Here is a 13,234-nt window from a genome sequence, read left to right as displayed (position 1 = left end):
GCCCAATGCTCTGGGAATGTTTCTCCAGCTGTTGAATGACCTGATTCGCCGAATCAACCGAATGGCTGACAGCTTGCATTTTATTAACTACCCGCTCCATAGCGTGTGTGCCTTGCTCCGCCATTTGCGTAGCGGAAATGGAAAGTTCCGAAACATCAGAGGTTATCTCCGCGATCCGCCCTATACCAACCGACATCTCTTCCATGGCTCTGCCGCACTCCATCGAGCTTTGTGCTTGGATATCCGCACCATTTGCAAAATCCTGTACAGCTGTTGCCACGTGCTGGGAAGCGGACGTATTYTGCTCCGAGCTGGCAAACAACTGCTGTGAGGATGCTGCTACACTTCCTGCAGCTTGCAGCATGTGATGCACCGAATCGCGCAGGTGTTCGACCATTTGATTCACGGAGTTTGCCAAGTCGCCGATTTCGTCCTTATTTTTCACCCTAATCGGCTCCACCGTTAGATCGCCGCTTGCAATGCGGTTTAAAGCCTGCGACGTTCTGCGGACAGGTGTGGAGATGTTGCTAACGAGCATGTAACAAGCAACCAGCATGAAGACGATCATTGTACCTAGTACAATTAGCGAGATCATGACGCTTTTTTGATACAGGTTCTTATTCTCAAGATCAGCCAGCTTTCCGCCGTCCTGGTTAAAAGTGACCATCTCCGCCATCGTTTTTTGCGCTTTGCCAAATGCGGTTGACAGCGCCTGAAGGCTCTCAGCAGCTTCCTTCGTTTTCGTTGGATCAGCGGAAAGTTGTTTATTGATCAGGAAGGCCGCCTTGAACTCTTCCCAACTTTTGTTAAGTTCATTGAATTTTCCAGTATCTTCGTCCCCAGAAAGACTTTCCTTATAGTTTTCTAACAATTTGTCGATTCCTGTCATCGCTTGAGCAATTCCTGCATCTAAGGGTTCATGTTTTTTCGCATCAGGCTCTAGTTTTTTCTGATAGAAGAGTGTTAATATATGCTCCGAGTTAAAATGAATCTCATCGATAACTTGCACACCCATCATCCAATTCGTAGCCATATCTGCACTGTTGTCTTTCAGCACGCCCATCCGCGTCATATCGGTTAAACTTAACCCTCCGACCATGAGAAAAATAATGGCAAATACAATCATCATTTTCGATTTTACAGTAAAACGCATGAATGAAATCCCTCCAAGTAATGAATGAATGATCCAACAATGATGTATACTCAAATCATCCTGTTACCTACGATCATAAATGGAATACGTTAAATGAATTACGTAATCCACTTATTAAATTGTAAGTTTTCCTAACATTTTGACGATTCTTGGAGGCTTCTGATGTCACTTTCTTTACGATTCAAGCTAGTTACTCTTCTTGTTCTAATCACTACGATTTCATTAACTGTTGTAGGCTTCACGAATTATAAACTTTCGAAAGATAAATTAATTGGGYAAATAAAAGCTCAATCCATCTCTTCTGTCACCAATTCTGCGCAAAATTTATATGACTTCCTATCCATTCGCCTAGCCGAAGTTGAGATGGTAAGTCGAGTTAGCGTCATGAAGCGTGGAACTGTTCAGGAACGGCTGGCCTACCTAACCCAAGAGCTGCAGACAGGGAACAACCGCTTTCTGGCAATGGGCGTCGTGGATCCAGACGGGAATCTCCTTCTTACCACGGGTCAAAGGATGAATATTAAGGGTGAGCGGAGGTTTGAAGAGGCTTTACTCGGCAAAACATACATTTCAGACCCCTATATCGGTGAAAATTCAGGCAAATATATCATTACCATTACTGCTCCTGTTTGGAATGAAGACAGAGAAGTAACAAGTATCGTGGATATTTCACTAGACGCAGAAGCTACCTTCCGCGATCATCTTTATCCCCCCCTTAAAGGGGTTCAGACTGTCATTGTTAACCATGAGGGAACCATTTTGTACCATACGGATGCCAGCAAAATTTTGAAACAGAATATTTTCACCACTAACCCTTCACTGACTTTTATTTTAGATGATGCCTTCCAACAGGATGCTGGTTATTTGGACCAATATTTGGATAATGGTCAAAGAGCACAATGGTTCTATGCCCGTGTGCCTAATTTAAACTGGCATCTCGGTTATTCCATGCCTGTTGCTGTATTCCAAGAACCAGCCAGTTCACTGCTTTGGTGGACGGTAGGACTAATCGTTGGAACCGCCGCAATCTTGTTCCTGCTAATTCGCTTAACAGCGAACTCGCTCATCATTTCACGGATTCAACAAATCCTWCGTGTCACGGAATCTGTGGCTGCCGGCGATTTCTACATCAAGCCGCTGATGTTCAAAAGCAAGGATGAGCTTGGCGCTCTTGCGCATTCCGTGAATGGCATGATCGAAAATCTGCGTGAGCTTTTTGAACCATTTGAAGCTTTTATTCAGCACAATCAATATGCGATGATCGTTACCGATCCACATTTTACAATCAATCACCTGAACCGCCGGGCGACCGAGCTCCTGGGCTATACATTCACAGACGTGCACAAAAAAGCTACCCCGCTGATATGGTTGAATCATGACCAGTTAGTTGAACGAGCAGCCAAATACACGATTGAACTCGGGGAATTCGTGCCTGCCGATTGCACAGCACTCGTGATCCGCACGCTTCGCCATCTGAAAGAAGATAGCGAGTGGATCTGGCATCATAGCGACGGAACCCGCCTCTTCGTCCAATTGAGTGTCAGCGCTATTACGCATCCGGGGGGCGATCTCAAAGGCTACGTCTTCATTGCCCGCGACATCAGCGACATTAAAGAAAGCAATGAGACGAAGATGCGGCTGCTTACGATTGTGGAAAGCGCCCGCGATGCCATCCTTTCTTTTGATCAGATGGGCTACATTTTCTATATGAATCAAGCGGGTAAAAATTTAATTGGCTTAGAGAATGAAAAAACGGCGAAATATCATTTCAACGATTACGTGGATATAAGAAGTGATGTTAATCTCGAAGAGGGGCTTCTTACCGCGATAAGCGAAGGATTCTGGGAATTCGAGGCTGAAGCGTTAACGAAAGAGCAGCGCCGGATCTTCATCTCCGTTACGGTCGTTCCCCATACGCCAGCTGAAAAAGGAKAACGCTATTTCTCCGCCATTTCGCGGGATATTACAGATCAGCTGCAGGCGAAAGATGAGCTGATCCTGGCGAAGCAGGAAGCTGACGATGCCAACCTGACCAAGGGTATATTCCTTGCGCGGATGAGTCATGAAATTCGAACACCACTCAATGGCATCGTCGGGTTGTCCTACTTGATGGAACGAACGGCAATGACTCCGCTGCAGAAGGATTATATGTCCAAAATCACAAAATCCTCGCTCTCCTTGTCGCAAATCATCAGCGATATTCTGGACTTCTCCAAGCTGGAGGTGGACAAGCTGGCCATTGAGCATCATGCCTTCCTGCTGGATGATACGATCGATCGTGTCTGCGAGACGCTTAGCGTGCTGCTCGGCCATAAGCCAGTCGATTTTATTTGTGATATCGACGAGCAAGTGCCTCTTGGCCTCATTGGCGATTCCTTGCGGCTGTATCAGGTGCTGCTCAATTTAACCAGCAACGCTATTAAATTCACAGAACAAGGAACCGTCACGCTGCGCGTTCATGCCCAGGAGCTTCAGGATGACAAAGTGTCTATTTGCTTCACGATCAGCGATACAGGGATTGGAATGACTGATGAACAACTCGCCAAGCTGTTCCAGCCTTTCGTTCAGGCTGATGAAGTAACGAGCCGTAAATTCGGAGGGACAGGGCTTGGACTTGTCATTTCCAAAAGCATTATTGATAACATGGGCGGCACGATTGAAGCCTCAAGCCAACCTCATGTGGGCAGTGTGTTCCGCGTCAACATACCTTTTGCTTTAACCTTGCAAACGACGAAGTCACAGACCCGCTTCCGGCTGCGTGCTTTCCTCGTAGAAGATCACCCTGAGCTGCACCGCGTGCTTCTGCAAACGCTGCAATCCATGTGTTCGGAAGCAGCAGGTGTCTATTCATGGAAGGAAGCGAGGAAAGCTGTCGATCTCATTCCACTGGATATAGTTCTGCTCGACATGGAGGCTTTTGACATGTACGGGGAAGAAGTATGGTTAGACATGCTGGAGACATGTAACCGGAACAACTTGAAGACGATCATTTATACGACCTTGCCAGGCCGGGATGCCTTGGAGCAATTACCTGTGCAGGCTGCACCGCATGCGATCTTGGTCAAGCCGGTTTCCCGGAGCGTTCTGTATCAAACCCTGCAAAATATTACAGGCAGCTTTGCTTCGGATGCTTTCGAGCAGGCTTCTCATGCCGGGAAGCCTGAAAGTAAAGAAGCTTGGCCATCCTTTCCACGAATCCTGCTTGTTGAAGATAATGATATCAATCAAACCGTGGCTCGTTCCCTTTTGGAAAGTATGAATGGCGTCGTTCAAGTAGCTTCTAATGGTTTTGAAGCCTTACAGCATCTAGAAACCTCCGATTACCAACTAATCCTGATGGATATCTATATGCCTGATCTTGACGGAATTGAGACCGCTAAGCGTATTCGGCTTCAACCCAAATGGAAGAATATTCCAATCATTGCCGTCACCGCAGACTCTACCTTAGAGAAGCGACTAGCTTGTATTCGCGCTGGTATGAATGAAGTGATCTCCAAGCCGATCATTCCTGACCGCTTGTTCGCCGCCGTGAGTACCAGCCTGAGYTTGAGTGGGAAGATGGCCGCGCCTGGCCTGGATACGGAGGAAGCTCTGGAACGGCTGCTTGGTAAAACCGAAATTTATCACCAAATGCTACGGAAATTCCATGCGCAGTCCAGAGACGTGATTGATCAGCTAACTACAGACATTCAACAAATCAAATATGAAGAGGCCTTACATCTACTGCATACACTGCGCGGTTCATCAAGCAACCTGTCAGCCAATCGCGTGTATGCCGCGGCAACAGCGCTCGAAGAGACGCTGAAGCCGTCCACTCCTCTGGATGGATCAAAAACGATCCTGATCCAAAACCAGCTGCAATCCCTAGCGATTGCTTTGGAGGAGGTTTTCCACACCATCCAAAAATTGCTGCTTGATTGAAAAATGTACGGTTTTATGTCACTATATGCTTAGGGCTCCTGCTACTAGGAGCATGTATTTTATACGTATAGGTGGTTTAATATCATGACAGTACAAAGCGCTCCATACCGCATTTTGTTGTATTATAAATTCGTTAATGTGATAGATCATGAAGCATTAGCTCAAGAGCATTTGGCTTATTGCAAAAAGCTCGGCGTCAAAGGCCGCATCCTGATCGCCCCTGAAGGCATCAACGGTACCCTGTCTGGAACCGTGGAACAAACCGACGCCTACATGGCCATGATGAACCAAATGCCTCTTTTTAAAGATATGGTCTACAAGATTGATGAGAGTGAAGAACATGCCTTCAAAAAGCTGTTCGTTCGTCCTAAAAAGGAGCTCGTAACCTTCCGTCTCGAAGAAGATGTGAATCCGAATGAGCTGACAGGCACACATTTGAAGCCTAAGGATTTCTACGAAAAACTTCAACAAGATGACGTTATCGTCCTTGATGGACGTAACCATTACGAGTACGAAATCGGTCACTTCCGCGGCGCTATTCGCCCCGAGGTAGAAACGACACGCGAATTCCCAGAATGGATTCGTAATAATCTCCATGAATTTAAAGACAAGCCGATTCTCACTTACTGCACAGGCGGTATCCGTTGTGAGAAGTTGTCCGGCTTTCTTATTCAGGAAGGCTTCACAGAGGTTTATCAACTGGATGGTGGCATTGTCACCTACGGGAAAGATGAAGACGTGAAGGGACGCCTTTTTGACGGTAAATGTTACGTGTTCGATGAGCGAATTTCGGTTCCTATCAACCGGACGGACGAGGATATCATCGTAGGTAAATGCTACCATTGCGGCAAACCTGAGGATCGCTACATCAACTGTGCGAACGATTTATGTCACCTGAAGCATGTATGCTGCGAGGATTGCGAAGAGGAGCATAACAGCTTCTGCTCCAAGGAATGCGAAGAGAAGACACTTAGCTCGCTTGAGGCTTAATAAGATAAGATGAACCTAGCGGGAGATCGCAGATCTCCGCTAGGTTCTTTATTGTGCCGAGGGGATTCGGCATTGGAAGGGAAGTAGGGGCAGAGGTTGGAAATCCTGTTCTTGCTTGTTGGGCAAACCTTTACTTCAGATCTATCTATTAAAGCTCAACTAACGCCTTAAACACTTTCGTGGCATTGCGAATCATTAACGCCGGCATAGCTCGCCCAGCTAGCGTCATATGTTCTTTCATCGGTTGAATGCTTGGTGAAAGAAATTGGTGATTACCTTCCTAGCTCGTCCAATATATCTCCGATGACCGGGGTATAGAGCTCATTTTTCATAAGTTCAAATAAAAGCTGATCACTTTGTGTCATACTCAGATCGGAACCCCCTTCATATTCATTACTTTTCAAACTCGATTAACACCCTAAATGTAAATTACACATTGAAAAATGGTAAACTGTTCATTTTATTTTTACTTGTTGGAGTGACCGTACTTTTTAGGTTCTTGCTTGTTCTCGAACTGTACTTTTTTCTCGATAATCAGAAAAATCATTACGCAGCAAGGCTTGAGCACATCATCATAAAAATACCGCTATCTCGCAGGAAAGATGAGATAGCGGTATTTTAATTCAAACCCTAGTTAGACTCTGTGATCGTATACACACCATTAACAACAGTATTGAATGTATAGGTAACCTCATTTGTATTACGCGTAGTACCCTGTGTGGCAGTTACTGTATTACCGTTCTTGTCTTTTACCACAAGGCCATTCGCCCATGGAGATACCAAGGTTAACGCGTTACCAGCGTCGCTGATGATTTCAGCTGACAGTACCTTGCCATTTTTCAATTCACTGGATACCCGGAACGCGTTTTTCGCACGTAAAGTGACAAATTTGGCATCCACTTTTTTGCTCCACGATGGGAATAGGCGCATTTCGAACGTTCCGCCTGTGATGGCGTTCAGTTCATTTTGCAGCAGCATACTGTTGACACTTTCCAGCGCACCGCTATTTTCATAAGATGCACCACTGTCAAAAAATTTCTTGCTGTTGTATATCATGTTTAAATTTTTATGGAGCCGCTCCATCAAAAGATCAGCGTCAACCCCTATTCTTGCCGCAATCGTATAGGATTTCGGGAAACCATTGAGCGTACCGCCATTGAAATGTGGATTTAAATAATCCCCATATTCGAAGGTATTCTTGGCGACCTGGAGAAGCGCAGGGTCCGAGCCGATATTGATCAATTCACTCGGATGAACGGAGCCTTCCATAACAACCGGTTGGTTGTTGTTCGAGATATAGGCAGCATAAGGAAGATCGTAGTATTTCACCTGAATAGGATTACTGCTCTCAATACCGCCTACAAAAATTTCCTTGTTGTTGGAGAAGCCAAGTGCAGCTAAATTGCTTACAGTAGTAGGGTTGTTCGTGCTTGTCGGAATCGGAGACAGATCGGCAAGGATCTCTTGGCATTTGGCAACCAAATCCGCATCTACATTCAAACGCTGCGCCATTTCCATATAGTCTCTGAATGTCGATCGGATGTAGCCCATGTCCATGGAGGCGTTGACATTATATCCTCCTTCGTTATTGGCGCTATCGAGAACCCAATACTTCCCGTCTTCTTTTTTAACTACAAAATCAACGTAAAACTGTATCGTCTGTTTAATTGCAGGATAAATAAATCTCTTCAGATCTTCTTCATTTCTGTTGTACTGCCAAGCCCACAGCAATGCCCGCGTGTATAGAAGAACATTCGTCTTCTGGTCACTGGACAATCTGGGGTTCTTCTCAGTTGAAATCGGATGCGGATCCATAACCCCGTAGAATGCGCTTAACTGAATGTGCTGTCGGCCCATTTGTACACCTTGATACCCTCGATCTGCTGTCTCATGCTGCCAGAAGCTCAAGGCGTTCACAGCATCAGCGAAATAGGGCTGAAGCATATCCGTCCTGTTGCTGGAATGCACACCATAGAAGGGGGCCTCATAGTTATAGTTCGTAACAGCTCGACCTAGTGCTGCCGTATCATCATTGGTATTGAATAGACCGCTCAAGCCGCCTACCACATTCGGATGTTCAGCCCAATCTGGTGTCTGACGAATAGCTGCGCCCAGCGTGTACAGTGTAGTGAAGTAGTAATTCTGTATGACCGGGTCGGCTAATTTCACATACGATTTCAGCCAGTAGTTTTTCCACCAGTTTAAATGATAGGTACGAGAAGTATTGATGGATGCTTGCGTGATGGCATTTAATTTCTGAACAGCGATATTTTTGACGGTCGTTATATCTTTGGTAACCAGGATGGAACCTGTTCCTTCCTTCTCTTTCAAACCGCTGTGCGTATACAACACGGTAGCTATTTTCGCGTTCTCTCCAGGAGTGAGCGTCAACACAATCACGTTGCCCGCTCCCATGACATAGTTGCCATCGATGACTTTGGTTGCCGTTGCTCCCCGGAAAACAAATCCTTTCTCATTATCTCGGGTCAACCAAATCGCATTGCCGTCGGTTCCCGTTACATCGGTGATTCCACTCGTTGTTGGACTCGACAACTGGATTTTGACATTTTGTGGCCCAGCAGCGCTGCTGTCCAAAGTAACATTCGTAAACATGGCATTCTGGTCATCGGCTACCCAAGTCTGGTAACTGACCAAATTGCTGTTATACTCCATTTTGCTGCGGATTTCAGCATTGAGAATATCGCGTTCGTGCGAGAAACGCCCGTTATCCGCTGGTGGAGGGGGATTAATCACATTCGCACCGTTATTATACACATTAATATCCGTAATGCGCGCAGAAGTCATATCGTTCGGGAAATGCAGTGTTGCATATTGTGGATTCACAGGTGTCGTGGTGTCTACCCGCAAGTATTTGGTTGTGATCGGCGTTGCAAAATCAAACGTATTTGAGTAGACCGACGAATATACACTGCCAGTAACACTTTTGATCGTCGTCCAAGTCGTTCCATTATTGGAAGTTTGGATGTCATAGTTATAAAGGTTATACTTCGCCTCTTCAGGAAAAAGAACACTATGATGCTTGATTTCAATCTTGTTAAAAGTAAATGGATCTTTTCCTTGCACACTAACCCACTTTTCCAAAGGGCGAGGTAATCCTGTTGTTTGTGAAACTTTTTGCGTATAAGATATCCACTCCGTTCCCTCATTTGAATCGAAGGCATAGGCTGGACTGTAGTTTTGTGGATTCGCCTCATTATCTGCTTTTGTATTCGATGAGCTGAATGTAAAAGGGGGTGGAGTTTTCGGAGGGGCTGGAGTAAGGGGATCTCCGTTTGCAAATGTCACCTGAGCATTCATAATTTTCCCAGCGCCCCAGGCATCGCCGCTAGCCAGGAAGTAGCTTTGCTGATTTCTTTTGGCATCAGAAACAACACCAAATGTTCCATTTCCCATCAGCATGCCCGTATTCGTATACTTGTTGTTTATGCCCGTATCCACTTCGCTCGTTTGTTTGGCCGTAAGTCCGGCTAAGAGTGTACTTACTTCCGTCCAATTCGTTGTGGGGGAGGCTGGAACAATCGTCATCGTCGTTTCGTTGCTTTCCGCAGGGAGGGCAACGTCATTTCCATTAAATACAGCTTTCACCTTATAGGTGCCAACCTCTATCGGTGCTGCATTCCGCCATGTCGCTCCAGGCGTAAGAGCTTTATATCTGTAAATATAAGGTACTTTAATTGGGTAGGAAACGGCGCCTGACGTCGGCACGTTAATTCCTGTATAAGTGAAGGACTTACTCTCAAGAGAGAGGTTAACTGTGGCTTTGGTTATGGTGAGAAGTGATACATTGCTTGAAGCACTGCTATATGTGTCATTCCCATCAAATAGTGCTTTGACATCATACTGGCCGATTTGGAATGGAGCTATTTCCGTGAAAGCTTCCGTGACACCATGCCTCTTGTACAGATACTTAAAAGGGATTTGCGTATAATCAGCACCTCCTTTGTAGGCAATCGGAGTGGTTGCGCCGTCCACATACCAATTGACCGGATCACCTGTGTAGCCAACCGTCCGATCGTTCAAAGTTATAACCGGAACAGGATTGTACAGACTGCTTACCGCATCGCTGCTGCTAAACAGCTCAATTTCAGCCAGACGGGCTTCCATAGCTCCTGCAGCTTGCCCTAAGGGTTGCTCAGGGGTGATATAATCGACCTTAATATACCGGGCAGTTACAGGCGCTGCAAGCGTACGCTGTGTGACATCATAAATATTTTTATCCACCTGATCGACTTGCGTCCAATTCACATCATCCAAGCTAACGCTTACATTAAAGCTCACAGGATTCAAATTTTTGTTTCCAAATACCCCATAATGGTGAAGAACATACTTGGATATTGTTTGGTTWGACGGAAGYTGAATYTTYARCCAATGCGGSCTTACATTRTGGTGGGATGTCCAGGTATTRGCATCTCCGAAGACGCTTCCATCTATCGTTCTGATCGCTTTCATGCCATTCCACTCACTGCTCGCCGTAACCACAACGCCCGGTAATTTCGTCAATGATTGCTCATTGGGCGATGCCGACACGAAAGTCACTTGCATCGTTGCGAACATGCTTGCTGCCAATACACCGGCAACCATTTTCCTAAAGATCCGATTCATAAATCGATGACTTTTACCCATAAAATACCTCCTAGTTTGGTTTGCTGAAGTTGACCTCAAGTCCCTCAACCAGTCAAAAGCCAAAGAAGCATTAACGACATCACTGTTGCCAAGTTGCCTCCTTCCATTATTTATTCTTTAAATAGCATTGCAAGCTAACTATACAGACGAAACTTAGATCAAGTATACTGCTCATTTTCTTTATTAACTTCCGGCAGCCTGTACTTTTTTGCAAAATTGGGAATAAATGCACCTTTCTCCCACGAAAAATACCGCTACCTAGCCATAAGGCTGGATAGCGGCAGTTTTGTATTCAAAAACTAGTTAGCTTCCGTGATCGTATACACGCCATTAACAACGGTGTTGAATGTATAGGTAACCTCATTCGTATGACGTGTAGTCCCTTGTGTTGCAGTAACCGTATTACCGTTCCTGTCTTGTACAACAAGGCCATTCGCCCACGGGGACACCAAGGTGACAGGATTGCCCGCATCGCTGATGATTTCGGCCGACAGTACTTTTCCGTCTTTCAATTCGCTGGACACCCGGAAGGCATTTTTCGCACGCAATGTGACGAATTTGGCATCGTAGTTTTTGCTCCACGCCGGGAACAGGCGCATTTCACGTGTTCCGCCAGTTAAGTCGGTCAACTCGTTCTGCAGCAGCATGCTGTTGATACTTTCCAGCGTACCAGTAGTTTCGAAATTTTCTGGCTGAAAGTAGTAATTACTATATACATCCATACTCAGGTTTCTATGGAGTATATCCGTTAATTTATCGGCATTATAACCTAGTCTTGCTGCAATGGTGTACGATTTCGGGAAGCCATTTGCTACACCGCCATTCGTATGCGGATTTAGATAGTCGCCGTATTCGACTGTATCCTTGGCAATCTGAAGCAAGGCAGGGTCCGAACCGATGTTGATCAGCTCACTCGGGTGAACGGAGCCTTCCAGGACAACAGGCTGGTTGTTGCTCGAGATATAGGCTGCCCACGGCAAATCATATACTCTAACCTGAATCGCGTTGGTGGTCTCAACGCCGCCTACAAAAATCTCCTTGTCATTGCTAAAGCCAAGCTGGGCTAAGTTGCTAACTGTCGTCGGGTTGTTCGTGCTTGTCGGAATCGGAGACAGATTGGCAAGGATCTCTTGACATCTGGCAACCAAATCAGCATCAACATTTAAGCGCTGCGCCATTTCAATAAAACTTGTAAATGTGGTTCGGATATAGCCCATGTCCATGGACGCATTAATGTTAAATCCACCTTCGTTATTTGCGCTATTTTCCACCCAGTATTTTCCACCTTGTCTTAAAACCACAAAATCAGTGTAGAACTGTATGGTCTGTTTAATGGAAGGATAGATAAATCTTCTCAGATCTTCGTCATTTCGGTTGTACTGCCAATCCCACAGCATGGCCCGCGTATATAGAAGCACATTTGTCTTTTGGTCGCTGGAAAGTCGGGGATTTTTTACGCTTGCAACCGGATGGGGCGCCATCATACCGTAGAAAGCTCCAATTTGTTGATGTTGTCTGCCTGTCTGAACGCCCTGATATCCTCTATCAGCCGTTTCATGTTGCCAGGAACTTAAACCATTTACGACATCTGCGTAATAAGGTTGCATCATATCCGAGCGGTTACTGGAATGCACGCCATAGAATGGCGCTTCATAGTTATAGTTCAAAACGGCATTTCCGTCGGCTGCTGAATTATCATTCGAAACGAACAAGCCGGTCAAACCTCCGACAACATTCGGGTGCTCCGCCCAATCGGGCGTTTGACGAATACCACTGCCCAGAACATAAAGACTTGTGAAATAATAATCCTGTATGATCGGGTCGGCTAGTTTCACATACGATTTCAACCAATAACTTTTCCACCAGTTCAGGTGGTAGGTACGGGCTGTATTGATTGACGCTTCCGTTATGGCATTTAATTTCTGTAAAGCGATATTTTTCACAGTCGTTATATCCTTGGTGACGAGGATGGAGCCAGTTCCTTTTGGCGATTTCAGTCCGCTGTGCGTATACAGCACAGTAGCGATCTTCGCCGTCTCACCTGGATTCAGTGTCAACACAATAGTGTTGTCCGCTCCCATCATATAGTTGCCCGTGATCACTTTGGTTGCTGTCGCTCCCCGGAACACAAATCCTGTTTCGTCATACCTTGTCAACCAGATGGCATTGCCGTCGGTTCCCACCGTTTTCGTCACTCCGGCAAGCTCCGGACTCGTCAGTTGGATTTTCACTCTTTGCGGACCGGCAGCAGCGCTGTCTAGGGTTACGTTCGTAAACATCGCATTCTGGTCGTCTGCCGTCCAGGTCTGGTAGCTGACCGAATTATTGTTATACTTCATTTTACTGCGAATTTCGGCATTCAAAATATCACGCTCGTGCGAGAATCTCCCGTCATCCACTCTGGGCGGATTAATGACATTGACGTCGTTATTGTACAAATTAATATCTACGATGCGCGCGGAGGTCATATCTTTGGGAAAATGAAGCGTCTCATATAGAGGGTTTACAGGTGTCGTTGTATATACC

General features: G+C 45.8%; 5 protein-coding genes. 2 read left to right on the top strand and 3 right to left on the bottom strand.

From position 1 onward, the window contains the following. Window positions 1–1,153, bottom strand: a 1,153-nt coding sequence (locus tag AC1DUA_RS05325) for a methyl-accepting chemotaxis protein (protein WP_477498729.1), incomplete at its 3' end; no start/stop codon positions are given. A gap of 162 nt (window positions 1,154–1,315) precedes the next feature. Between AC1DUA_RS05325 and AC1DUA_RS05320 the strand changes: the two genes are divergently transcribed. Both AC1DUA_RS05320 and trhO read left to right on the top strand, forming a co-directional pair. Then, entirely contained in the window at window positions 1,316–5,074 is a 3,759-nt protein-coding gene (locus AC1DUA_RS05320) for a response regulator (RefSeq protein ID WP_477498728.1), read from the top strand. A gap of 84 nt (window positions 5,075–5,158) precedes the next feature. Next, window positions 5,159–6,064: an oxygen-dependent tRNA uridine(34) hydroxylase TrhO gene (gene trhO / locus AC1DUA_RS05315; protein WP_477498727.1), complete on the top strand. Its 906-nt coding sequence runs from the start codon at window positions 5,159–5,161 to the stop codon at window positions 6,062–6,064. 630 nt (window positions 6,065–6,694) lie between these two features. Here trhO and AC1DUA_RS05310 read toward each other — a convergent pair. Both AC1DUA_RS05310 and AC1DUA_RS05305 read right to left on the bottom strand, forming a co-directional pair. After that, window positions 6,695–10,708 carry a discoidin domain-containing protein gene (locus AC1DUA_RS05310; protein ID WP_477498726.1) on the bottom strand — a complete coding sequence of 1,338 codons (4,014 nt, stop codon included), beginning with the start codon at window positions 10,706–10,708 and terminating at the stop codon, window positions 6,695–6,697. Between the two features lie 299 nt (window positions 10,709–11,007). Then, on the bottom strand, window positions 11,008–13,234 hold a 2,227-nt coding region (locus AC1DUA_RS05305), incomplete at its 5' end, for a glycosyl hydrolase family 95 catalytic domain-containing protein (protein ID WP_477498725.1).

The organism is Paenibacillus sp. 01T422, from assembly GCF_056398785.1.
This window is presented reverse-complemented; position numbering and strand designations above follow the sequence as displayed.

Bases quoted from the DNA above. Each gene is read 5' to 3' on its own strand.
- trhO (WP_477498727.1), top strand. From the start codon at position 5,159: ATGACAGTACAAAGCGCTCCATACCGCATTTTGTTGTATTATAAATTC.